The sequence below is a fragment of the Rhodococcus sp. USK10 genome (assembly GCF_019378875.1).
GTDB lineage: Bacteria > Actinomycetota > Actinomycetes > Mycobacteriales > Mycobacteriaceae > Rhodococcus_F > Rhodococcus_F pseudokoreensis.
In genome coordinates this window covers 474,547-496,895 of sequence record NZ_CP076048.1, presented here as the reverse complement: position 1 = coordinate 496,895, position 22,349 = coordinate 474,547, and the positions used below count along the sequence as shown (strand labels likewise).

Annotated in this window: 22 protein-coding genes; 15 read left to right on the top strand and 7 right to left on the bottom strand. The window is 67.6% G+C overall.

Annotation, left to right across the window (positions count from 1 at the left end):
• Positions 1 to 71: 71 nt before the first annotated feature.
• On the top strand, positions 72 to 332 hold the full coding sequence (locus I1A62_RS09210) for an SHOCT domain-containing protein (protein WP_219461134.1): 261 nt from the start codon (positions 72 to 74) through the stop codon (positions 330 to 332).
• Positions 333 to 501: 169 nt separating this feature from the next.
• Here I1A62_RS09210 and I1A62_RS09205 read toward each other — a convergent pair whose 3' ends face one another.
• Complete coding sequence (locus tag I1A62_RS09205) at positions 502 to 759, bottom strand: hypothetical protein (RefSeq protein WP_124395375.1); 258 nt, start codon at positions 757 to 759, stop codon at positions 502 to 504.
• Positions 760 to 952: 193 nt separating this feature from the next.
• Here I1A62_RS09205 and I1A62_RS09200 point away from each other — a divergent pair, with 193 nt between their 5' ends.
• Entirely contained in the window at positions 953 to 2,374 is a 1,422-nt protein-coding gene (locus I1A62_RS09200) for a wax ester/triacylglycerol synthase domain-containing protein (protein ID WP_374710834.1), read from the top strand.
• Here the strand turns inward: I1A62_RS09200 and I1A62_RS09195 are convergent.
• On the bottom strand, positions 2,356 to 2,919 hold the full coding sequence (locus I1A62_RS09195) for a CBS domain-containing protein (protein WP_124395374.1): 564 nt from the start codon (positions 2,917 to 2,919) through the stop codon (positions 2,356 to 2,358). The two genes, I1A62_RS09200 and I1A62_RS09195, sit on opposite strands and share 19 nt — an antisense overlap.
• 197 nt (positions 2,920 to 3,116) lie before the next feature.
• Between I1A62_RS09195 and I1A62_RS09190 the strand changes: the two genes are divergently transcribed.
• Positions 3,117 to 4,220: a 3-oxoacyl-ACP synthase III family protein gene (locus I1A62_RS09190; RefSeq protein ID WP_124395373.1), complete on the top strand. Its 1,104-nt coding sequence runs from the start codon at positions 3,117 to 3,119 to the stop codon at positions 4,218 to 4,220.
• On the top strand, positions 4,204 to 5,106 hold the full coding sequence (locus I1A62_RS09185) for a 3-oxoacyl-ACP synthase (protein ID WP_219458556.1): 903 nt from the start codon (positions 4,204 to 4,206) through the stop codon (positions 5,104 to 5,106). Before I1A62_RS09190 ends, I1A62_RS09185 begins: the two co-directional genes overlap by 17 nt.
• Positions 5,107 to 5,147: 41 nt before the next feature.
• Here the strand turns inward: I1A62_RS09185 and I1A62_RS09180 are convergent, their stop codons facing one another.
• Positions 5,148 to 5,834 carry a hypothetical protein gene (locus I1A62_RS09180; protein WP_219458555.1) on the bottom strand — a complete coding sequence of 229 codons (687 nt, stop codon included), beginning with the start codon at positions 5,832 to 5,834 and terminating at the stop codon, positions 5,148 to 5,150.
• A gap of 139 nt (positions 5,835 to 5,973) precedes the next feature.
• Here I1A62_RS09180 and ppsA point away from each other — a divergent pair, with 139 nt between their 5' ends.
• Positions 5,974 to 8,310, top strand: coding sequence for a phosphoenolpyruvate synthase (ppsA, locus tag I1A62_RS09175; protein ID WP_219458554.1), 2,337 nt, complete (start codon positions 5,974 to 5,976; stop codon positions 8,308 to 8,310).
• A 194-nt stretch (positions 8,311 to 8,504) separates the two neighbouring features.
• Here the strand turns inward: ppsA and I1A62_RS09170 are convergent, their stop codons facing one another.
• Genes I1A62_RS09170 through I1A62_RS09160 form a run of 3 tightly spaced genes read right to left on the bottom strand, consistent with a single transcriptional unit; the run spans position 8,505 to position 11,556 of the window.
• The gene (locus tag I1A62_RS09170; RefSeq protein ID WP_219458553.1) at positions 8,505 to 9,458 is read right to left on the bottom strand and encodes a 1-phosphofructokinase family hexose kinase; all 954 of its coding nucleotides are present in this window, start codon (positions 9,456 to 9,458) and stop codon (positions 8,505 to 8,507) included.
• Positions 9,455 to 10,990 carry an AAA family ATPase gene (locus I1A62_RS09165; protein ID WP_225858431.1) on the bottom strand — a complete coding sequence of 512 codons (1,536 nt, stop codon included), beginning with the start codon at positions 10,988 to 10,990 and terminating at the stop codon, positions 9,455 to 9,457. Before I1A62_RS09165 ends, I1A62_RS09170 begins: the two co-directional genes overlap by 4 nt.
• Positions 10,991 to 11,028: 38 nt before the next feature.
• Positions 11,029 to 11,556 (bottom strand): GNAT family N-acetyltransferase, encoded by a 528-nt coding sequence (locus tag I1A62_RS09160; protein ID WP_219458552.1) that lies wholly within the window; start codon positions 11,554 to 11,556, stop codon positions 11,029 to 11,031.
• A gap of 170 nt (positions 11,557 to 11,726) precedes the next feature.
• On the opposite strand from I1A62_RS09160, the gene I1A62_RS09155 reads away from it, so the two are divergent.
• From I1A62_RS09155 to I1A62_RS09125, 7 genes are all read left to right on the top strand, one after another.
• Positions 11,727 to 11,990 (top strand): three-helix bundle dimerization domain-containing protein, encoded by a 264-nt coding sequence (locus tag I1A62_RS09155; protein ID WP_124395366.1) that lies wholly within the window; start codon positions 11,727 to 11,729, stop codon positions 11,988 to 11,990.
• Between the two features lie 282 nt (positions 11,991 to 12,272).
• Entirely contained in the window at positions 12,273 to 12,560 is a 288-nt protein-coding gene (locus I1A62_RS09150; RefSeq protein ID WP_124395365.1) for a DUF1876 domain-containing protein, read from the top strand.
• 36 nt (positions 12,561 to 12,596) lie between these two features.
• Positions 12,597 to 14,381, top strand: coding sequence for an acetate--CoA ligase (gene acsA, locus I1A62_RS09145; protein ID WP_219458551.1), 1,785 nt, complete (start codon positions 12,597 to 12,599; stop codon positions 14,379 to 14,381).
• Positions 14,378 to 15,376 carry a pyruvate dehydrogenase (acetyl-transferring) E1 component subunit alpha gene (pdhA, locus tag I1A62_RS09140; protein WP_219458550.1) on the top strand — a complete coding sequence of 333 codons (999 nt, stop codon included), beginning with the start codon at positions 14,378 to 14,380 and terminating at the stop codon, positions 15,374 to 15,376. Before acsA ends, pdhA begins: the two co-directional genes overlap by 4 nt.
• Complete coding sequence (locus I1A62_RS09135; protein ID WP_124395362.1) at positions 15,376 to 16,350, top strand: alpha-ketoacid dehydrogenase subunit beta; 975 nt, start codon at positions 15,376 to 15,378, stop codon at positions 16,348 to 16,350. Before pdhA ends, I1A62_RS09135 begins: the two co-directional genes overlap by 1 nt.
• 10 nt (positions 16,351 to 16,360) lie before the next feature.
• Positions 16,361 to 17,545 carry a dihydrolipoamide acetyltransferase family protein gene (locus tag I1A62_RS09130; RefSeq protein WP_219458549.1) on the top strand — a complete coding sequence of 395 codons (1,185 nt, stop codon included), beginning with the start codon at positions 16,361 to 16,363 and terminating at the stop codon, positions 17,543 to 17,545.
• A 10-nt stretch (positions 17,546 to 17,555) separates the two neighbouring features.
• Positions 17,556 to 17,807, top strand: coding sequence for an acyl carrier protein (locus I1A62_RS09125; protein WP_124395360.1), 252 nt, complete (start codon positions 17,556 to 17,558; stop codon positions 17,805 to 17,807).
• Positions 17,808 to 17,811: 4 nt separating this feature from the next.
• Here the strand turns inward: I1A62_RS09125 and I1A62_RS09120 are convergent, their stop codons facing one another.
• Complete coding sequence (locus I1A62_RS09120; protein ID WP_219458548.1) at positions 17,812 to 18,123, bottom strand: dsRBD fold-containing protein; 312 nt, start codon at positions 18,121 to 18,123, stop codon at positions 17,812 to 17,814.
• 136 nt (positions 18,124 to 18,259) lie between these two features.
• Between I1A62_RS09120 and I1A62_RS09115 the strand changes: the two genes are divergently transcribed.
• The 3 genes from I1A62_RS09115 (at position 18,260) to I1A62_RS09105 (ending at position 22,339) form a co-directional block, all read left to right on the top strand.
• Entirely contained in the window at positions 18,260 to 20,605 is a 2,346-nt protein-coding gene (locus I1A62_RS09115) for a heavy metal translocating P-type ATPase (protein WP_219461131.1), read from the top strand.
• A gap of 130 nt (positions 20,606 to 20,735) precedes the next feature.
• Complete coding sequence (locus I1A62_RS09110) at positions 20,736 to 21,881, top strand: 4Fe-4S dicluster domain-containing protein (protein ID WP_124395358.1); 1,146 nt, start codon at positions 20,736 to 20,738, stop codon at positions 21,879 to 21,881.
• The gene (locus I1A62_RS09105; protein WP_225858430.1) at positions 21,878 to 22,339 is read left to right on the top strand and encodes a cyclic nucleotide-binding domain-containing protein; all 462 of its coding nucleotides are present in this window, start codon (positions 21,878 to 21,880) and stop codon (positions 22,337 to 22,339) included. Before I1A62_RS09110 ends, I1A62_RS09105 begins: the two co-directional genes overlap by 4 nt.
• Positions 22,340 to 22,349 lie beyond the last annotated feature (10 nt).

The window sequence follows — 22,349 nt, the reverse complement described above, 5'->3', positions numbered from 1 at the left end:
AGGCGCGGGAGCCGCCGACCCGCCGACCGAGCGAAAGCGGCCGCCACCGAGGAGTAGGAGGCCTCGCCGTGATGTACGACTACGAACCCGGCTGGGGTTGGGGGTATGTACTGATGTTCCTTGGGATGGCGCTGTTCTGGGGATTGCTCGCACTCGGCATCGGCGTACTCGTCCACTACGTCGGGCGCAACGCGTCGACGCCGCCGGGGCACACACCGTCCGCGCTCCACGGAGCCGAAAAGCTTCTGGCGGAACGCTTCGCGCGAGGAGAAATCGACGACACCGAGTACCGGGAACGCCTCACCACGTTGAGGACGCACGGACCGCAATGACCCCGGACCGCGACGACGCCGGGGACTGCCGCAGTGGAAGGAGGTGACCACGATGGATGCGATGCAGATGATGCACCAGTTCATGATGTGGCTGCACAGCATGGGCATACTGCCGCCCATGAACATGATGCCGATGTGATGATGTGCGAACCGCGGGTATCTCGGGGAGTCAGAACGAGTTGACTCCCCGCAGGACGGCCATGGGTACGGCGGGGATCATCAGGCCGACACCCACCGATGTCGTCCAGGCCGCGATATCTCGCCCATGCTCGGTGCGGAAGGCGGTCAACCCGATCAATACCAGAGCGGACGACACGCCGAGCAGCTCGAACGGCGAGAGCTGGGTGAGCGCGACCACCCCGACCAGCGCCGAGGCAACGACCCACGGCCATCGGAGTCTCGGCACCTCGGAATGGATCTGGTACACGGTTGCTCCTTCCCCTGGATGGGCACATTCGGTCGCCACTCAGCGTCCGTCGCCGGCGGCAGGCGGGAAAGAGTATTTCGGCACTGGAGCAGCCCCAAACTCTCCGAAATACTCGAGCGTGAAGCGAGACCCGAGACGAGAAGTGCCCGACCGCATGTGTTTCCCTCCGAGACATCCGGTCGGCGGCAGCGAGGTGATCAGGATGAGCGCGGTACGCCACCGGTACATGACACAGACGGACTACATGTCGTGGCGGATGGAGCAGGACCCGATCCTGCGCTCGACGATCGTCGCCGTGGCACTCCTCGACCGGAACCCGGACTGGACGCGGTTCGTCGACATGATGAATCGCGGAACCCAACACATTCCGATCTTCCGGCGCAAGGTCGTCACCGACCCGATGAGTCCGGCCCCGCCCTACTGGGTGACCGACCCCGACTTCGACCTCAGCTGGCATATCCGGCGGTTCGCGGTGCCGGCCGCGGGAGGCTGGGACGCCGTCCTCGACTTCGCCCGGACCGCGGGCATGACAGCCTTCGACAAGGATCGCCCACTGTGGGAATTCACGGTACTCAGCGGCCTCGACTCGGGGCAGGCCGCCCTCGTCATGAAAGTGCACCATTCCCTGACCGACGGCGTCGGCGGCATGCAAATCGCCCGGGAAATAGTCGATTTCACCCGCGAGGGCACCACCCGCGCAGAGCCCGCCCCGACAGGGCGTGCTCGGGAGGCCGAGCCCGGGGCCCGGAGCGGTCTCGCCTGGTACCGCGATACCGCAACCAACTTTGCGCGACGGGCGTCGACAGCAGTAGCCCTGCACAGCGCGGAGCTGGCACGGCACCCAGCCGACGCGCTGCGCAACACCACCACCGTCCTGGGATCGATTACGCGCTTCACACGCCCGGTGGTCACCACCCTCTCCCCGGTGATGACCAAGCGCAGCACCCGGCGACGCTTCGCCGTCCTGGACGTCCCGGTGGAAGCTCTGGGCCGGGCCGCCGCCCTCGGCGGGGGCTCGATCAACGATGCATTTCTGGCATCGGTGCTGCGGGGAATGGCACGGTACCACCGTCTCCACGGCGTCGACGTCCCCCAGTTGCGCCTGACACTGCCCATCAGTCTCCGGTCCGCCGACGATTCGCTGGGAGGCAATCACATCACGCTCGCCCGGTTCGGATTACCCACCGACATCGGTGATCCCACCGAGCTCATCCGCAGCGTTCACGCCACCGTCGACGTATGGCGCAACGAACCCGCGGTGGCGCTGTCGCCCACAATTGCCGGTGCCCTGAATCTGCTTCCGGCATCCACCCTGGGCAACATGCTCAAACATGTCGACTTCGTCGCCTCGAACGTGGTGGGCTCGCCGGTACCACTGTTCATCGCCGGATCGGAAGTCCTCCGGTACTACGCGTTCAGCCCCACCCTGGGATCCGCGTTCAACGTGACGCTGATGTCCTACACGTCGCAATGTTGCGTCGGGATCGACGCCGACACCGAGGCCGTCCCCGATCTCGATGCCCTGACAGCATGCCTCGCAGACGGATTCCGGGACGTGCTTGCACTGTGCCCGGACGCTCAGGACGTCGCGGCGACTCACGTCTGGACGAACTGAACCTCGGCAACGCCGGGCACCGTTTCGGCGAGGGCCTCGACAACCCCGCGTTCCGGGTCGTCGCCGCGTATACCGGCGATCGCGACTTCGCCGTCTGTCACCGTGACCGTCCACCGCGGTGATCCGGCGTACACGTCGAGGCGGTGCTGCACTTCGTGCGCGATGTGTGTGTCGTCCATCGTCAGAAGTGCGAGAAGGTCTCGCCGCGTGACGATTCCGATGACGTCACGGTCGTGGACGATCGGGATGCCGCGCAGGCCCGAACGCAGCATCGCGGACGCGAGACTGCTGACGTCGGTGTCCGGAGTCATCGCGATCACCGGACTGGTCATCGTTTCTGTGATATCCGCGCCGGGCCGGGGCAAGGTACGGAACTTCTCGCGGAGGAGGTCGCCTTCGGAGACGATCCCGACCAGATGGTGTTCCTCGTCGACCACGGGTAGGACCGTATATCCGGATTCCTCGACGATCCGGAGGCATTCGTCGACCGGCGTCGTCGCAGTGACGGTGGTGACCGGGCTGCTCATGATGTGTCGCGCATGCATGGCGGGCTCCTTCCCTCGAAATCCAGCCTCATCGTCGGACGTGTTCGAGGAAAGGGCCATTGGGCCTCTCCTGGTCGTCATCGACCCCGATGCGCCCCCACCGAGGGGGTCGGGAGTTGGGCCCGGACAGGGGCCGAAGTGCTCTGGTAGCGGCCCCGCGTCTGCGAGATGGTGGGTGGACGGAGGAGGCACGTTCGATGGTCAAGCACTGGTTGGTCATGGAGACCGAGGACGACGGCGCCCGGGCGCCGTATCGCACGCGGGTGGCGGGAGCGGGCCGGCATCTGCCGTCGACGCGGCTCACCACCGACGAGTTGATGGCGACGACACGTCACACGACGCACATCGACCTGGAACGGTTGACCGGCATCCGCGAGCGCCGGGTCTCGGTGGGCGACGAGGATTCCTACACCCTGGCCACCGCCGCCGCCCAGGACGCGCTCCGCCGGTCCGGGCATACCGCGGCGTCGATCGACGTCGTGATCAGTTGCAGTATCACGAAATTCCGGGGAGGACTGACCCAGTGGCTCGAACCGACGATGAGCGGTGCGGTTGCCCACGCGATCGGTGCCGTCACCGCGATGACCTTCGACCTCGCCAATGCCTGCGCCGGAATGCTTACCGGGGTGACGGTCGCGAACAACTGGATTCGGCAGGGCGTCATCGAACGCGCCCTGATCGTCAGTGGCGAGTACATCTCCCAGCTCGGACAAAATGCCGCGCAGCACATCCACAACATCATGAGCAGGGAGCTGGCGTCGTTGACGCTCGGCGACGCGGGCGCCGCGCTCGTTCTGGAACGGGCCCCGGCCGGATCGGGAGGTATCCGGCTCGCCGGGTTCACGACCGTGGCCGACTACAGCCGACTGTGCACCGCGTATCCGAAGGGCGACGATCCCGGTGCGCGCATGTTCACCGATTCGCGCGCCATCCAGAAGGCCGCGATCGCCGACACGCCCTTGTTGCTGCACGAAGTCCTCGAGACCGTCGGCCTGGCGGTTCACGACATCGACCACGTGATCACGCACCAGACCTCCGCACGTGCGATCCGGAAAGGAATGGCCAAGTTGACGGAGTCCTTCGGCGACGCACCCCGCCATGATGCAGTCATCACGGTGGACCGGTACGGGAACACCGCATCGACAACCCATACCGTGGCGTTGGTCGAGGAGCTCGAGGCCGGTCGTATCCGGCCGGGCGAGACCGTTGCCATGATCTCGTTGGCATCGGGCCTGGAAATCGGCATTGTCCTGGTACAAGTAGACGAACAATTGGTGGCCGGCTATGGGCACGATCATTGAACGGGTCGACGTCGCGCACGGTGGATGGCGCTCCCGGCACAGCGCGCTCCGCCTTGCGGTGAACGCCGCGACAACCTGCCTCGACCGAGCCGGCCGAAGCCCGGACGATCTCGACCTCCTCGTCAACGCGGGCATCTATCGGGACCGCAATCTCGGCGAACCGGCCCTCGCCGCGATGATTCAGGAAGACATCGGCGCGCATCCGGAGGACCCACACACCGACGCCCACGGGACGTTCTCGTTCGACGTCGCAAACGGCACCTGCGGAGTGCTGACCGGATTGCAGATCGTGGACGGCTTCCTCCGCTCGCGCACCATTCGGTACGCGCTCGTCGTCGCCAGCGACGCCGACCCCGGCCACGGGATGAGCGAGGACTTCCCGTTCTCCGCCACGGGCGGGGCCGTGCTGTGCAGCTGGACGGACCGCCGGTACGGCCTGGGCCGCGTTCACTGGACGAACGCCGACGACGACCTCGGCGGTGCCTTCCGCGCGACCGTCGGTCACCTCGACGACCGGAACGTGCTGCGCGTCGATCAGTCCGAATGGATGGACGCGCGCTACGCAGCGGCGGCAGCCGCCGCCGTCACCGCGTGCCTGAAACACGCATCCCTGCAACTGGGGGACATCGATCGCATCGCGGCGGCACCGGCTCGACCACAGTTCCGTGCCGAACTCGCGCAACGACTGGAGTTGCCCGAATCGCGCATCACGATCGCCGCGGATCACCGCGTGCACACCGCTGCCCTGGTGGCCGGACTGGACGGTGGCGACCACCACGCGCCGGCGGGGACGCGGACCTTGATCGTCGCCGCCGGTGCCGGGGTGACGGCCGGTGCCGCACTCTACGAGGAACCCCCGGCACCCGGAACACCCGCCCCGAGCTAGCGCGACAAACACCCGCGAGGTGACCGGGGGAGAACTCCCGGTCAACTGTGTTCGGGTACCGGACCGGCGAGGCGGCGGATCGTCAGCAGCATCTTCCGGCTCATGACGAAGCTGACGGGCTCCATGAGGGTGGGACCGAACGCGAGACGACTGGCGAGGCCGGTCCCGTAGCTGCCGCGCCCTCTCTCCACCAGCCGGGTCTGCCGGTCGCCGACACGGCGGAGGTGGAACGCCCAGATCGCCGCGTCGGTGGTCTGCGGGTCATGTCCGTGCAGGACCAGGTGACGGTTCGCCGTGACCATCGCAACGGTCAGCGGGGGAGCCTTCGGGTGCAGCCACACCTCGTCGCCGACAGCCAGGATCTGGTAATCGGGCAGGACCGTGTCAGTGTTGCGGACCCGACAGCCGATGAGATTCTCGAGTCCGTCGTAGCTGTAGAAGCCGCCCCGCCCCTGCCCGAGTTGGACGATCCAGGGCCACACCCGATCCGGCGGTGCCTCGATGGTGAGGGCGTGGGTGTAGCCCCAGCGCGCCGCCGGGACCAGTTCGTCGCCGGGGAGCGTGGCTGCGGCCTCCGCTGCAGTGGCACCCCAGGTGGTCCGCCACCGACGCAGCGGTTTCGTCAGGGCCACATGGAAGCCGATGAGGGCGGCGCCGGCGATCGCCTGCCCTGTTGTTGCCGCGGCCCGCCGCAGCGCGGGAGCGTGCCCGGTCGGTGTAGTCGTCATAGCTTTCATCCTCGGATCGGTGCCGGGCGCGGCACCAGGGTCTTCGGTCGCGGCACGGCGCCGCCGTCACGGTGACTTTCGACCCTGTGCGGTCGCGACACCCGCGGTGTTGTCTGGAGCGAGACGGTGAGGAGATCCCATGAACACCACCCATGCGGCGGTCGAGCACCGATGGGTGCGACCGATCGATCAGGTCCGCTTGCCCGACGCTCCCTCGGTCGGAGGAAAAGCCGCAAATCTGGGCGAGCTGACCCACGCTCGTTTCCCCGTCCCACCGGGGTTCGTCGTGACCAAGGACGCCTATCTGGACGCGATGGACGGCGCCGGGGTGCGGTCCACCCTGCGCGCCCGGGCACTGCCCCCCGCCGGGGCGGACGAGGCGGCGCTCACGGTCGCCGCGCACGAGCTGCGCGGCGTCGTCCTGGGGGTACCCGCGCCCGATTCCTTGCGCGCCGAGATCGCCGACGCCTATCGCGAACTCGGCCCGACGGTCCGTGTCGCGGTGCGCTCGTCCGCGCCCGCCGAAGACGCCGCTGACACGTCGTTCGCCGGTATCCACGACAGCTTCACCGATGTCGCCGGGCTGGAGGCTCTGGTCGAGGCGGTCCGCAAATGCTGGGCGTCGCTGTGGTCCGAGCGCGCTCTCACCTACCGCAGCGTCCAGGGTGTGACGGAGGAGCCGGCGGTCGCGGTCGTCGTCCAGAGGATGGTCGATTCCGACCGCTCCGGAGTGGCGTTCACCGCCGACCCGCGTACCGGGGCACGTGATCATGTCGTCATCGAGGCCGCGACGGGACTCGGCGAGGTGGTGGTCGGCGGGCAGGTCGAACCGGACACCTACACAGTCTCCAAGAACGGATTCCGCATCCTCGATGTCCATATCGGAGCACAGGATTTCGCGATCACAGTCGACGCAGACGGGGAACACAGAACCGAGATCCCCGTCACCGAGCGCGGTATCCGCGTCCTCACCGACACCCAGGTCGAGCGCCTCGCCCTGCTGGCGGTGTCGGTGGAAGATCACTACCAGGCGCCGCAGGACCTCGAATTCGCATTCGCCGGCGACAAACTCTGGATAGTCCAGACCCGCCCCATCACGACGCTCGGTGACCGTCCGATCGCCGCTGCACCACCGGCATCGGGAACCATGTCCGTCGGCAAGGTGCTCACGCAGGGGCTCGGCGCGAGCCCTGGAACGGTATCGGGGCAGGTGCGTGTGCTCCGGTCGGTCGCCGATGCCCACCGACTTCAGAACGGCGACATCCTGGTTGCCCCGATGACACGACCGGACTGGCTGCCCGTATTACGTCGCGCCGCGGCGATCGTCACCGACGGGGGCGGAATCACCTGCCACGCCGCGATCGTCGGCCGGGAACTGGGCCGACCCGTCGTTGTCGGAACCCGGGATGCCACCACCACGCTCACCGATGGAATGGTCGTCACCGTCGACGGCGACGCGGGCACCGTATCCGAAGGCGGCGTGGCGGTGACCGCGCCCACCGTCGATACCGCGACCGGTCTCGTGACGCCTCCGCGCGGTGGCGGGCACGCCTGGACGGAACCGACGGCGACCGCGGTATATGTCAATCTCGCGACACCCGACGCCGCCGAATCAGTCGCGGCAACCGATGTCGATGGGGTCGGGCTCCTGCGCGCCGAGTTCATGATCATGGACGCGCTGCAAGGGACCCACCCGGCCACCGTGCTGGCCGAGGGCCGGCGGGACGAATACGTGGCGAAAATGGCCGCGGGCGTCGAACGAATCGCCGCGGCCTTCGCGCCGCGGCCGGTGATCTACCGGGCGATAGACCTGCGCACCAACGAATTCGCCAATCTCAGGGGTGGCGACGTCGAGCCCGTGGAAGACAATCCCATGATCGGCTACCGCGGATGTTTCCGGTACGTGCGTGAACCGGAATTGTTCGGGCTGGACCTCGACGTCGTCCACCGCGTGCGGGCACGTCACCCGAACGTGCACCTGATGGTCCCGTTCGTGCGGACCCGCTGGGAGCTCGAGAGCTGCCTGCGCCATCTCGATGCGCATCCGCTCGGCTCCGATCGCCGGATGCATCGGTGGATCATGGCGGAGGTCCCGTCGGTCATCTACTGGATCCCCGAGTACGCGGCCCTGGGTATCGACGGAGTCTCCATCGGAACCAACGACCTTACCCAACTCGTCCTCGGCGTCGATCGTGACTCCGAGATCTGCCGGGACCTGTTCGACACGATGGATCCGGCAGTGCTCGATGCCATCGACTCGATCATCGAACGAGCGACCCGCGCGGGGCTCACCACGTCGTTGTGCGGTCAGGCCGTGTCGACGAACCCGGCCCTCGCCGAACATCTGGTCCGCAAGGGGATCACCTCGGTGTCGGTGGCACCGGATGCGGCGGCGCGCACCAGGCGCATGGTGTCTGCTGCCGAACGCCGGATCCTCCTCGATCGTGCACGGTCCGAGCACCGTGCGGAAGGCTGAATTGGGACCCGGCACAGGCGGAGTCACCTATGCGCGGCGCGCCCGGTGCGCCGAACTCGGTGACCAACATGACCCATTGACGGTGGGAGATAGCTGCGTACTCGTTCCAGTGCGACGGTGATGTGCAGGGCCGTCGTACGCCGAATCGACACCGGCGCAGCGCCGGTCACACCGCCGCACAACGGGCGTGCTGGTCAGACTTCGCCACCACCCACCGTGGCGCGGTCGGTGAGTTGTGCGTAATAGCGTTCGATGTCGGCGCGGCAGCACAGTGCTGTGCCGGGGGTCCCGAGCATGGCCGCTCCCGCGGCAATGCCGAAACGCACCGAGTCCCGCATGTCCCACCCGCGTGCCAGCCCGAAGAGAGTGCCGGCGACCATGCTGTCGCCCGCCCCGACACCGCTGACCACCGGAACCTTCACGGAGGGGCAGTGCTCCGCCTCCTCCGCCGTCACATGGACCGCGCCCGCCGCGCCGAGCGAGAGCACCACAACCTCGCACACCCCGGACGAGATGAGATCTCGTGCAGCAATGACCTGGTCGTCGATGGTCACCAACTCGCGCCCGACGCACTCACGCAGCTCCCGAATGCTGGGTTTGAGGAGGTACACGCCGCGGTGGACCGCCCGCAACGGCGGACCCGACGTGTCGAGCACGAGTTGCGCGCCCCGGTTGGACACGATGTCCGCAACGATCTGATAGAAATCCACCGGAACGCCCGGGGGGAGACTTCCGCTGGCCACCACGAACCGGGCATCCGCAGCGGTGGTGGTCAGCAGGTGGAGGCACGAATCGACCTCCAGAGGTGTCAGTAGTGGGCCGGGCAGGACGAACCGGTACTGCAATGTGGTCTGTTCCTCGTTGACGGTGAAGCTTTCCCGGGTCGATCCGCGGATCGTGACAGTGCGACTGTGCACGCCTTCGGTGGCCACGAGATCCTCGAGTGCCCGGCCGCTGTGTCCCCCGGACGGGAATACCGCGGTCGCCTGTTCGCCGAGCACGTTCAGGACCCGGGCGACGTTGATTCCGCCGCCCCCGGGGTCGCGCCGGGGGGTACCGCAGCGCATCTTGTCCGTGGGGATGACCCGCCCGGTGACCGTGGTGATGTCGAGGGCGGGGTTCATCGTCAGCGTCACGATGTCGTTCATGGTGGGCTCCCCGGTGCGGATACTGCTTCGTCGGCCTGTACCGACGGAGCAGGCTGTGGCCGTTCTCCAGTCTCACCCCACAGCGCCAACGCAGCATCAGTCGCGGCACGAAGATCGGCCGTCGTGTCGATCAGGGTGGCCGACACCCGGTGCCGATAGCGGGCCGCGAGGGCGTCGTACACCTCGGAGGTCGCGTCCGACACGCCACCAGGGGGCCGGTGTCCGATTCGCTCGACCGCGACCGACCGGGGCGCCGCGCATTCGATTTCGATCAGGTCGCTGTGGGTGCGGTCGGCGGCCGCCGCGGCCCACGCGCACAGTCGTGGATCGGTCCACGAGGCGTCGAGGACGACCGACCGTCCTCGGGACAGCAATCGTGTTGCCCGCCGCAGCAGTTCGGCGTAGGTGCCATCGGTCCTGGCCTCGGTGTACAGACCGTGGCCGTAGTCGGCGCTGCAGGACACACCGGGATCGACACCGGCGAGTTCCTTCCGCACGTGATCGCTTGCGATGACGACCGCACCGGTGCGCTCTGCGAGGGCGCGGGACAGCGTGGATTTTCCGGTGCCGGGGAGGCCGCCGACGAGGGCCAATCGAACCGAACCCGCGCGCAGGTGACGCAGCGCCAGACGGACATGCCCGTGTGCCTCGGTCCGCGCGTCTGCCGCACCCTGGGTGTGGCGCAGACAGGAAACCTTGGCCCGCATAAACGCGCGGTAGGCGATGAAATGGTGGATCAACGAGGGCGGCGGATCGTCGCCGGATTCCGCCCGAACCCGGGCGAGGAACGTCTCTGCGAGGTCCGCACGGCCGAGGAAGTCGAGATCCATGGCAAGACAGGCGGCGTCATCGATCACATCGAGATGCCGCAGACGGTCGTCGAAGTCGAGGCAATCCAGGATGCGCGGGCCGTCCGGAAGGCAGAAGATGTCATCCGCCAGAAGGTCGCCGTGGCCGTCGACGATCCGTCCGAGTTCGATCCTCTCATCGAACAGTTCTCGACGGCCCGCAAGATATCGGCACGCTCGGAATCGGACCTCGTCGACCTCCGCGCCCGGCAGCAGCGTGCCGCCGCCGTACCCGGCCACCTCTTCTACGTTCTCCCGCCACCGCGCGGCCACGGCGTCCCGGGTCGCGTCGCGGTCGATGTCCCGACCCCGGTGGCACCGTTGGTGAAAGCCGGTGAGCAGACCGGCGACCGCGTTCAGCGGTTCCGTCGGGTCCTCACCGCGGACGACCATCGAGGCCAAGCGTCGGCTGTCCGGCATCCTGCGCATCTTCACGAGTGCTTCCGCCGGACCGCCCTGCGGATCTGTGAGTTCGGCGACGCCGAGATACACGTCGGGAGACAGCCGCCGGTTCAGGTCCACTTCGCGCAGGCATGCCGCCCTGCGTTTACCGGCGGTGCTGAAATCCAGGAATGCCGTCCGAACCGGCTTCTTTGCCTTGAAGACCACGTCGCCGACCATCACCACATATGCTGTGTGGGTTTCCCGGACCACCGCCGGGACAGTGTCGACCGACTGGTTCACTGACTCCGCCGAGGTCCACCCGTGCACGCCGACCCCGTTCATCCGCCCGCAACCGCAGACGAAGGAACGTCACCCAGGTCGAGATCAAGGTGCATCTCGGCGCGATCGCGGTGCAACGCAGCGGACCAGCCCAGATCGCGAATCACCTGTAGCACCATGGCGTTCTGCGCCAGAATCTCGGCCCTCATGCGCGTGACGCCGCGCTGTCTCGCGGCCGCGGCGAGGCGGGTCAGCAGCATCGTCCCGATCCCGTGCATCCTGTAGTCGTCGTCGACCACAAGGGCGAATTCCACCTCCTCGGATGCGTCGCCGGCGTCGAGGGCCACATAGTTGGCAACACCCACCAACGTGCCATCGACAAACGCGCCGAGCGCGTAATGACGGGGATCGGCCACACAAATCGCCTCCGCCAGCGCAGCCAAGTGCGCGGGACAGACGGTGAAGAACCGCATGTACGTGTCGTACGCGTTCAACCGTTCGTGCAACCGACGGACCGCCTCATGGTCGGCGGTGCGCAGTGGGCGGACCACCAGGCCCGCAGGCGACCGGGAAAACGTGCTCACCATCCGTACTCACCTGATCCGTCGATGCCGTCTCACAGAATTCAACCTCCGCAGTGGGCCCGCGGGTCAGAGCCATAAGTCACCGACTACGGTCCTTCGCCTCTATTGATCCCGGCGTCGCGGCGGCGATGCTGAAGGCACCCCTCCGCCACACAGAGAGGAAATCGACACTCGTGGCCAGCACCGATACGCCCACCGACAGCACCGATGCGGACCCCGGACACGCGGTGGTCGCGCGCCTTGCAGCGGAGTTCGACCAGTCGATCTCCCGAACCACCATCTCCCGGGTCGTCGCGGAGAGCGTTCGAGACCTCGCCGGAGTTCCGGCGGCAGACATTCCGGAACTGGCCGAACGCGTCGCCCGCCAACGCCTCCTCGCCGCCCTGGAGCGGGCCGCCTCGTGGGACCGCGGGGGCCTGGTGCGTACGTCCGGCTGAACCGGCACAGTTCGCTGGGAAGAGTGATCATGCCCGCAGACACCACACTCGCCGCCCGTATCCGCTGGCCAGGCCCGCGCGGGGCGCCCGGGCGCCACTGCCATCCCCCAGGGCTGGGACCGGGCTCGATGCCGCGTCGAGCCGGCACAGGAGTGATCCCACCGTTCGCAGATCGACAGGGCCACCCAAACGCCGCCCCCGGGCGACCAGACGAGTGGGCCCCGCAGACATCGAACACGTCGCACCGCGACGTGCCGCCACCACTAGCAGGAGGAGACAGCCATGAGCGCGCACGAGAAGAAATGGTCAGTGGACATCGTCATCGACGAACACGACTCGGAGGAAGGCGGATCCCGGACCCGGGCAGAGGCACGCCTGCGCACACAGGACACCACGTCGCTGGTCGGCGTCGGAATGGCCCGCCGTAATCCGCACGACACCGAGATTCCGGAGATCGGAGACGAGTTGGCCACCGCCCGCGCGCTCGCCGACCTCGCCCACCAACTGATCGAAACCACGGTCGCGGATCTCGAAGCGGCTACCCGCAAGACCGTCCACCTCGACGCGTAAGGCAGATCGTGCGCCGTCGGAGAAGGTGAGAGCTGGATGACCATCATTTCCCACGCTCCCGTCGGGTTCGGGATCGCACCGAACTTCACCGACTACGAGGGCGAACGCGCCCGATTCACCTGGGCGGACACCGAGCGAGAACTCGGCGACGCACCCGGTGGATGCAACATTGCCTACTATGCCGTCGATCGGCATGCCGACGGCCCGCAGGGGGAGAGGCTTGCGTTTCGATTCGTCGGCGCGAGCGATGACACCGGTGTGCTCGCCGTGGAGAACCTGACATTCTCCGAGTTTGCCCGGCGTGTGCGGTGTTTCACAAATGTGCTGCGGAATCTCGGGGTGGGGAAAGGGGACCGTGTCTTCGTCTATACCGGTCGGATACCGCAGCTGTACGTCGCGATTCTCGGTGCCCTCCGTAACGGGTGTGTCGTCTCTCCGCTGTTCTCCGCGTTCGGACCGGAACCACTGGCCACCCGGATCCGGCTCGGCGGTGCCCAGGTCCTGGTGACCACGGATCTGCTGTACCGGCGTCGGGTCGCGAAGATCCGGGAGGAACTACCCACCCTGCGGCACATCATCGTGGTCGGTGATCGCAACAATGAACACACCGAGACACCGGGCACCGTCGACTTCGAGTCCGCGATATCCGAGGCGGACGATGATGCCGAGATCACCCCGACAAGCCGGGACGACCCCGCACTGCTGCATTTCACGAGTGGGACGACCGGGACGCCGAAAGGAGCGATCCATGTGCACGGAGCGGTGGCAACGCATTTCGCGACCGGCCGCTACGCCCTTGACTTGCACCCCTCGGACATCTTCTGGTGCACCGCCGACCCCGGCTGGGTCACCGGGACCTCATACGGTGTGATCACCCCAATGCTGCACGGTGTCACTTCGATCGTCGACACCGCAGAGTTCGACGCCGAACGGTGGTACCGCATCCTGAGCGAACAAGCGGTGACGGTCTGGTACACCGCACCGACGGCAGTGCGTATGTTGATGAAATCCGGCTCCGAACTCGCCCGAAAATTCTTGTTCCCCCACTTGAGGTTCATCGCCAGCGTCGGCGAACCGCTCAACCCGGACGCGGTGCTCTGGGGCCGAGATGTGTTGGGCCGTCCCATCCACGACAACTGGTGGCAGACCGAGACCGGGGGGATCATGATCGCCAACACCCCCGGCTTCGACATCAAACCGGGTTCGATGGGCCGGCCACTTCCCGGTGTCGACGCGGCCGTCGTCACCCCACCCCGCGGCGGCGAGCAGGCCCGGGAGGTGGCGGTGATCGATACCCCGGACATCGAAGGTGAACTCGCGCTGCGCCGCGGGTGGCCGGCGATGTTCCGCGGATACCTGAACAACGAGGAACGTTACCGCCGTTGTTTCTCCGGGGACTGGTATCTCACAGGGGACCTCGCCAAGCGCGACGCCGACGGCTACTTCTGGTTCGTCGGGCGCGCCGACGACGTCATCAAGTCCGCCGGTCATCTCATCGGACCGTTCGAAGTGGAGAACATTCTCATGGAACATCCCGCGGTCGCGGAGGCGGGAGTGATCGGCGTACCCGACGAACTGGTCGGGGAAGTGGTCAAGGCGTTCGTCTCCGTCAACAGCGGCTGGACCCCCGACGACACACTGCGCCGTGAACTCCTCGGATACGGCCGCACCAAACTCGGGGCCGCCGTCGCCCCGAAGGCGATCGATTTCATGAGTGCCCTGCCGCACACCCGCAGCGGAAAGATCATGCGCAGGTTGCTCAAGGCCCGGGAACTCGGTCTCCCGGAGGGGGACACGTCGACGTTGGAGGCAGGCGGATGAGCACCACCGAGTTTTCGTACGACAAGACCTTCGCGGTCACGCTGCTCACCGATATGCTCCGGATCCGGCGGCTCGAGGAAAAGGCGGCGGAACTCTACGGGGCGGGGAAAATCCGCGGGTTTCTGCACCTGTACATCGGTGAGGAAGCAGTCGCGGTCGGGGCACTGCACGCCCTCGACAAGGGGGACGCGGTGGTTGCCACCTACCGCGAACACGGCCACGCCCTCGTGCACGGGGTCTCGATGAACGCGATCATGGCGGAGATGTACGGCAAACGCGAGGGATGCTCGCGAGGCCGGGGCGGTTCCATGCACCTCTTCGACGCCGCGACACGGTTCTACGGCGGCAACGCCATCGTCGCCGGAGGAATCCCCCTCGCGGTCGGTCTCGCGCTCGCCGACAAGATGCAGAACATCCAGCGCGTGACCGCCTGCTTCTTCGGGGAGGGCGCCATGGCCGAGGGCGCCTTTCACGAATCGATGAATCTGGCGTCCCTGTGGCAACTGCCCGTGCTGTTCTGCTGCGAGAACAACCTGTACGCGATGGGGACGGCCCTGGCCCGGTCCGAGTCTCAGACCGACCTGTGCGTCAAAGCGTCCTCCTTCGACATTCCCACACTCTGCGCCGACGGAATGAACGTGATCGCCACCCACGAGGCGGCCCGCGCCGGCGCCGCCCACGTCCGCACGACCGGTCGCCCGTTCTTCATCGAGTTCCAGACCTACCGGTTCCGTCCCCACTCGATGTTCGATCCCGAACTGTATCGAGACAAAGCGGAAGTGGCGGCATGGAAGGAACGCGGGCCCATCCACACCTTCTCCGCCCGGCTCAAGGAACTCGGGCTGTTCAGCGAGACCGAGTTCCTGCGCATCGACGCGGAGGTGGCAGCCGAGGTCGATGCCGCAGTCGCGTTCGCCGAGGCCGGGTCCTTCGAGGAGGCCAGTGAACTGATGCGGGACGTCAACACCCCCGCCGACGCGGCGCAGGAGGCGTGATGAAGACCAGTTATCGCGAGGCAATGCGGGATGCGATCCGCGAGGCGATGCAGGCCGATCCCCGGGTCTTCCTGATGGGTGAGGACGTGGGCCGCTACGGCGGCACCTACGCCGTGTCGAAGGGGTTGCTCGACGAGTTCGGGCCCGCACGGATCCGGGACACGCCACTGTCCGAATTGGGGTTCGTCGGCGTCGGGATCGGGGCCGCAATCGGTGGGATGCGGCCGATCATCGAGATCATGACCGTCAACTTCAGTCTGCTCGCCCTCGATCAGATCGTGAACACCGCGGCATCTCTGCGGCACATGTCGGGTGGGCAGTTCTCGGTGCCCGTGGTCGTGCGGATGGCGACCGGCGCAGGTCGGCAACTCGCCGCCCAACACTCACACAGTCTCGAGAACTGGTATGCCCACATCCCTGGCATTCGGGTCCTCGCGCCCTCCACGGTGGCCGACGCGCGGGGGATGCTGGCGCCGGCCCTCGCCGATCCCGACCCGGTGATCATTTTCGAACACGTGCAGCTCTACAACACAACCGAGGATCTCGACTGGCCGCAACCCGTGGACATCGACTCCGCCCGGATTCGGCGCACCGGCAGCGACATCAGTCTGATCGCCTACGGCGGGTCCGTGCCGAAAGCGATAGCGGCGGCGGAAACGCTGGCCGGCCAGGGACTCGACGCCGAAGTCGTCGACCTTCGTGTCCTGCGCCCTCTGGACACCGACCTCATCACCCGGTCCGTGTCCAAGACGCATCGCGCCATCGTCGTCGACGAGGGATGGCGCAGCGGAAGTCTCGCCTCCGAAGTGATGGCCCGCATCGTCGAGACGGCGTTCTACGAACTCGACGCACCCCCACGGCGGGTATGCAGCGCCGAAGTTCCCGTGCCCTACGCCAAGCACCTCGAGCAGGCGGCGATACCGCAGGTGAACACGATCGTCTCCACCGCGTGGAACGTCATCGGCGATCGGTGAGGAGGACGAAATGTTCGACTTCGCATTACCTGCTCTCGGTGCCGACATGGACGAGGGCACCCTCACCGACTGGCTCGTCAAAGCCGGCGACGACGTGGCGCGCGGCCAAGCCGTCGCGACCGTCGACACGGTGAAAGCGGCTGTGGACGTCGAAATTTGGCGTGCCGGGACGATTCATCGGCTGCTGGTCGAACCCGGGACCACGGTGTCCGTGGGAACGCCCCTGGCAACGCTGCGCGAACCCGGTGAGCCTGAGCCGACCATGGAGCCGGCGCACGAGCCCGCAACGGCGCACGGGCCCGTCGCACCGGAGCGAGCGCCCGAGCCGGCCACGATCGAGTCGACGGAGCCGGAACCGCACCGGCGACCGCGCATTTCTCCCGTGGCGCGGCGTGAAGCCGACAAACGTGGCATCGACCCGACCACACTCACCGGCACCGGACCGCTGTCGTCGGTCACTCTCGACGACGTCCTCCGCGCCGCCGAAGCCGGCAAGCCTGCCGCCCCGGCGCCCGAGGTGACAGTGGACAAGGCCCGCGAGATGCGGCGGGCGATCGCCGCGTTGATGAGCCGATCCAAGCGGGAGATCCCGCACTACTACCTGGCCGACGACATCCCCCTGCAGGCCGCGGCACGTTGGCTGCAACACGAGAACACCGGCCGCCCGGTCACGGCGCGGATTCTGATGGCCGCCCTCCAACTCAAGGCCGTCGCCCTGGCAGCCCAACGCATTCCGGAGATGAACGGATTCTGGCAGGACGACGCGTTCCATCCCCAGACCCGCGTGCATGTCGGGGTGGCGATTTCCCTACGACAGGGCGGTCTCGTCGCGCCGGCCATTCACGACACTGCAGACAAACCACTCGGACAGCTGATGAGTGAACTCACCGACCTGGTGGCCCGCGCCCGCGCCGGATCGATGCGCAGTTCAGAGATGTCAGATCCGACACTGACAGTGACCAATCTCGGCGAGCGGGGCGTGGGATCGGTCTTCGGAGTGATCTACCCACCGCAGGTCGCGCTGGTCGGCTTCGGTATGCCTGCCGACCGGGCCTGGGCTGTCGACGGCAAGCTGGACGTACTCCCGATCGTCACCACCACGCTGGCCGCCGACCATCGTGTCTCCGACGGGCACCGCGGAGCCCGGTTCCTCACCGAAATCCGAGAACTACTACAACATCCGCAAGACTTGTGAGGAGCTGACCGTGGACCCCACCGAGATCAGTACCGCCGTGGTCACGGCACTACAGGACATCGCACCCGAGGTCGCGCAGGAGGACCTGACCGCCGACTCACCGCTTCGTGAACAGGTCGACCTCGACTCGATGGACTGGCTGAACTTCCTCGTGCGGTTGCACACGAAATTCGGGGTCGACATCCCCGAGGCCGACTACCGCCAACTCGTCACGCTGCGGGACGTGACCGAATACCTGGCCACACGGATGGCGGGGAGATGACGGGCTACCCGATATCGGGTTGCGCCGGTGACCCGATTTCCTCTCCCCCGCGGTTCGCGCGACTGGCGACCGCCTCCTCGTCGGCCGCCGATCGGAGCAGTCGGTGTGACAGGTCCGCCAACGCGCGGGCGACCGCGACTTCCCTGCTGATGGTCACCGCGGTGGAGTGGCGGGCGAACAGCCGTGCCCGGCCAGCGCCCTCGAGCGTCACACCGTCGAGCCCCACCAGCCGTGCCCGCGCGGACACCGACATCTCGGAACCGTCCGCGGTGTGCTCGACGAGATGGAGATCCACCGACCATTGCTGCTCATTCACTGTCCGCTCCCTCGTCCCGTGCGTTCGATCGCTGTGTTCAGCGAACCGCGGGCTGCGAGCGCCGAGGTAGGGCACCCGGTCACTGGGCGCGGTGACCTTCGTCGTCGCGTCGGAGAGGAGCATCGCCGTGGTCGACGTGCCGACCCCCGAGCCCAGCCGGTGGGAACGCTGGCGCCGTGCAGTCGAACCCGCCTTGCTGGGGCTGACCCTCACCGCGTTGGTCGTCGGCGGGCTCGCCTGGCTGAGTGGGGCACCCGGTGTCGCGGACCGCTGTTGGATCGCCGGCACCGTCCTCGCGATCGTGCCGTCGGTGTGGTGGGTGGTCGCAGCGATGCGCCGGGGCCGCATCGGCGTCGATCTGATCGCGGTACTGTCGTTGCTCGGCACACTGCTGGTGGACGAGTATCTCGCCGGTGCCTTGATCGCCGTCATGTTGGCAACCGGTCAGACCCTCGACGCTGCGGCGACGAGGCGAGCAGCCAAGGATTTGCGCACCCTGCTCGACCGAGCCCCACGGTCCTCGCGGCGCCGTGTCGGGGACGGCATCGAGGTCGTGGCGATCGACGAGATCTGTGCGGGAGACGTCCTCGTCGTCGGGTCCGGCGAAACCGTCCCCGCCGACGGCTGGGTCACCAGCGGACTCGCCGTTCTCGACGAGGCAGCGCTGACGGGGGAGCCCATGCACGTTCAGCGCGGCATAGGGGAGGCCGTGCGCTCGGGTGTCGTCAACGCCGGCGCCGTCTTCGAGATGGAGGCACACGCGAGTGCCGAGGACAGCACCTACGCCGGTGTCGTGCGGCTCGCACGAGAAGCCGCCGCGGAGTCCGCCCCGGTAGTCCGACTCGCCGATCGGATCGCGGCCTGGTTCCTCCCGCTCGCCCTCCTCCTCGCCGCCGCGGCGTGGGCGCTCAGCGGCTCGGCGACCAGAGCGGTCGCCGTCCTCGTCGTCGCGACCCCGTGCCCGCTGCTCCTCGCCGCACCGGTCGCGATCGTGTCCGGACTTTCGCGTGCCTCCCGGGTGGGTGTGGTGATTCGCAGCGGCGGCGCCCTCGAGAACCTCGGCCACGCGACCACCCTCGTGATGGACAAGACCGGCACCCTCACCAGCGGCCGACCCTCGAGTACCGACATCGTCGTGGCCCCCGGACACGACAGCGTCGAGGTGCTGCGCCTGGCGGCGTCCGCCGACCAGGTCTCACCCCACGTCCTCGCCGCCGCCCTGGTGCAGGAAGCGAAGGTGCGGCGACTGGCGCTGTCGTATCCCACCGACGTTGTCGAGGAAGCCGGCGCGGGCGTGACGGCCACCGTCGACGGGCACCGGGTGACGGTCGGCGCACTGACGCTGCCGCCGCAGGCACCGCAGTGGGCGCGCACCGTGCTCACCCGCAGCGCTCTCGACGGCGCTGTCGTCGCATGGGTCACCGTCGACGGCCAGCTCACCGGTGCCATCCTGCTGGTCGACCCACTGCGCCGAGACGCGCCTCGAACACTGCGACGACTGCGGTCCGCCGGCCTGACCCGGCTGGTGATGCTCACCGGGGACCGGCGTGAGCCCGCCGAGGAGATCGGGACGGTTCTCGGTCTCGATCGTGTCTACGCCGAGCAGACCCCCTCGGACAAGGTGGCGGGAGTTCGCCGCGAAAGACAGTCGGCCGTGACCGTCATGGTGGGCGACGGCGTCAACGACGCCCCGGCGCTCGCCGCCGCGACGGTGGGAGTTGCCATGGGCGCTCGCGGGTCGACGGCGAGTTCGGAGGCCGCGGACATCGTCTTGACCACCGATCGACTCGACCGCCTCGCCGATGCGATGGAAATTGCACGCCGGTCGCGCCACATTGCCGTCGAAAGCGCTGCGGTCGGCATGGGACTGTCGCTGGTGGCCATGGGATCTGCCGCGCTCGGCTGGCTGACCCCGGCGCTGGGCGCGCTGCTGCAGGAAGCGATCGACGTCGCCGTCATCCTCAACGCACTCCGGGCACTGCGCGGGGACCGCGCCCACAATACCGTCGTGCCCGCCCGAACCGAGGACATGCTGCACCGCTTCTCCGCCGAACACGACGTGATGCGCGACAAGCTGACCATGTTTCGCGACACCGCCCAACTCGTCGCCACCGGCGACCATCGCCGGGCCGAGGTGTCGCTGCGCCGCGTCGACGACTTCCTCACCGGCACACTACTGCCGCACGAGCACGCCGAGGAGAACGAACTCTACCCCGCCCTGGCCGGACCGCTCGGCAGCGGAGAGGCCACTGCCACGATGAGCCGGATGCACGCCGAGATCGATCGACTCGGTCGCCGCCTACACATCCATCGACACCAGATCGACACGCGTGGCGAGTTGGACCCCGACCAACTCGAGGACCTCCTCGCCTGCTTGTACGGTCTGTATGCCTTGCTGCGACTGCACTTCGTCCAGGAAGAGGAAAACTACTTCACCCTCGCCCGATCAGACGATCACACCGGCAACATGCCACGAACGTGAGCGCGGCCGTGCCCGGCTCCGAATATGCCGCAGGAAAGGCCGAACGGCCCTTATCACCGCCGGGCGTGCGCTGGCTCAATGGGAAGAGAGGAGGGGACAACGGCAGTTCCGCCGGCAGAGGAGTCAACGTATGGACAGCACACGTGTCCCGCACTCGGGTGAACGAATCCTCGACCGCACGGGACTCGACCTTCTGATCGAGGTGCTGCGTGGCCACGGATATCGGGTGGTCGGCCCGACCGTTCGTGACAGCGCCATCGTTCTGGGAGAACTGGCTTCGGGCACCGATCTGCCGGCGGGGTGGGGCGTGGAAACCGGCCCCGGAAAATACCGGCTGCACCGCCGCGACGACGACGCAGTGTTCGCGCACTCATCGGGTCCGCAGTCGTGGAAACAATTCCTGCACCCGCCGCGGCGGCAACTGTGGGCCACCGAACGCGACGGCTCATGGGAGGCCCCCGTCGTCGACGAAACACCGTATGCGTTCCTCGGAGTGCACGGTTGCGACTTGGCGGCGATCGCGGTCCTGCGTCGAGTCCTGTGTCCGGACCCGGATGCAGACACTCCCACCGCACGCCGGTTCCGGAACCTGTTCGTCGTCGCAGCGCAGTGCACCGAGCCCGGCGGGGTGTGCTTCTGCGCCTCCATGGGGACCGGCCCCGCCGCCGGTCCCGGGTTCGATCTGGCGCTCACCGAAACGCTCGACGACCGCGGCCACCGTTTCCTGGTCGATGTCGGCACCGAATCCGGCGCCACGATCCTCGACGACGTCGAAAGCCGCGCTGCCGAACCCCGCGACGTCGACGCCGCACGCACCGCGGTCGCCGCCGCCACCGAGCGCATGGGCCGGCGCATGCCGGAGACGGACCTGCGTGAACTGCTGCAGCGGGCGCGGGACGCCGACGTCTGGGAGGACGTCGCCGACCGGTGCCTCACCTGCGGAAACTGCACCATGGTGTGCCCCACCTGCTTCTGCACCACCACCGAGGACATGACCGACCTGACCGGCGAGCACGCCGAGCGGTGGCAGCACTGGTCTTCCTGCTTCGAACTCGACTTCAGCCACCTGCACGGCGGCGATGTGCGTACCTCGGCGCAGAGCCGCTACCGACAGTGGATGTCCCACAAACTCGGCACCTGGTTCGACCAGTTCGGCAGCTCCGGCTGCGTGGGATGCGGACGGTGCATCGACTGGTGTCCGGTCGGCATCGACATCACCGAGGAGGCGGCACGGCTGGCGCAACTCCTGCCGGCGTGGGGGCAGGAGAACCAGTGAACGCCGCCGAACCGGTCCTTCCGGCCGCGCTCGCAGCGCTCGCCGAGAAACAGCGTGTCCGGCTCGCGGAATTCATGACGGCGACCCGATTCGCTGCCGGCGCCCTCGTCTTCCGGGAGAACGACCCGGCGACCCGCTGCTGGCTGTTGCAGACCGGCAGTGTGGTCCTGACGACAGTGGTGCCCGGGCACGGCACCGTCAGCCTCGAGACCCTGCACGGCGGGGACATCCTGGGCTGGTCCTGGCTGGGCACGAATCCACGCTGGCAATTCACCGCGCACGCTGTGACCGCGACCGACGCCACCGAACTGGATGTGATCGCCCTGCAGGCGAGCGCCGCCGACGATCCGGCCTTCACCTACGCGGTGACCCGGGCCCTGTCGGGGGTGCTCATCGCCCGCCTCCACTCCACCCGGGCGCGGCTGCTCGACCTCTACGCCGGCCGCCGCCAGGAGTGACACCGTGTCA

Bases quoted from the DNA above. Each gene is read 5' to 3' on its own strand.
- I1A62_RS09185 (WP_219458556.1), top strand. From the start codon at position 4,204: ATGGGCACGATCATTGAACGGGTCGACGTCGCGCACGGTGGATGGCGC.
- I1A62_RS09160 (WP_219458552.1), bottom strand. From the start codon at position 11,556: ATGGTGAGCACGTTTTCCCGGTCGCCTGCGGGCCTGGTGGTCCGCCCA.
- I1A62_RS09180 (WP_219458555.1), bottom strand. From the start codon at position 5,834: ATGACGACTACACCGACCGGGCACGCTCCCGCGCTGCGGCGGGCCGCG.
- pdhA (WP_219458550.1), top strand. From the start codon at position 14,378: ATGAGCACCACCGAGTTTTCGTACGACAAGACCTTCGCGGTCACGCTG.
- I1A62_RS09150 (WP_124395365.1), top strand. From the start codon at position 12,273: ATGAGCGCGCACGAGAAGAAATGGTCAGTGGACATCGTCATCGACGAA.
- I1A62_RS09130 (WP_219458549.1), top strand. From the start codon at position 16,361: ATGTTCGACTTCGCATTACCTGCTCTCGGTGCCGACATGGACGAGGGC.
- acsA (WP_219458551.1), top strand. From the start codon at position 12,597: ATGACCATCATTTCCCACGCTCCCGTCGGGTTCGGGATCGCACCGAAC.
- I1A62_RS09135 (WP_124395362.1), top strand. From the start codon at position 15,376: ATGAAGACCAGTTATCGCGAGGCAATGCGGGATGCGATCCGCGAGGCG.
- I1A62_RS09195 (WP_124395374.1), bottom strand. From the start codon at position 2,919: ATGCATGCGCGACACATCATGAGCAGCCCGGTCACCACCGTCACTGCG.
- I1A62_RS09190 (WP_124395373.1), top strand. From the start codon at position 3,117: ATGGTCAAGCACTGGTTGGTCATGGAGACCGAGGACGACGGCGCCCGG.
- I1A62_RS09210 (WP_219461134.1), top strand. From the start codon at position 72: ATGTACGACTACGAACCCGGCTGGGGTTGGGGGTATGTACTGATGTTC.
- ppsA (WP_219458554.1), top strand. From the start codon at position 5,974: ATGAACACCACCCATGCGGCGGTCGAGCACCGATGGGTGCGACCGATC.
- I1A62_RS09170 (WP_219458553.1), bottom strand. From the start codon at position 9,458: ATGAACGACATCGTGACGCTGACGATGAACCCCGCCCTCGACATCACC.
- I1A62_RS09110 (WP_124395358.1), top strand. From the start codon at position 20,736: ATGGACAGCACACGTGTCCCGCACTCGGGTGAACGAATCCTCGACCGC.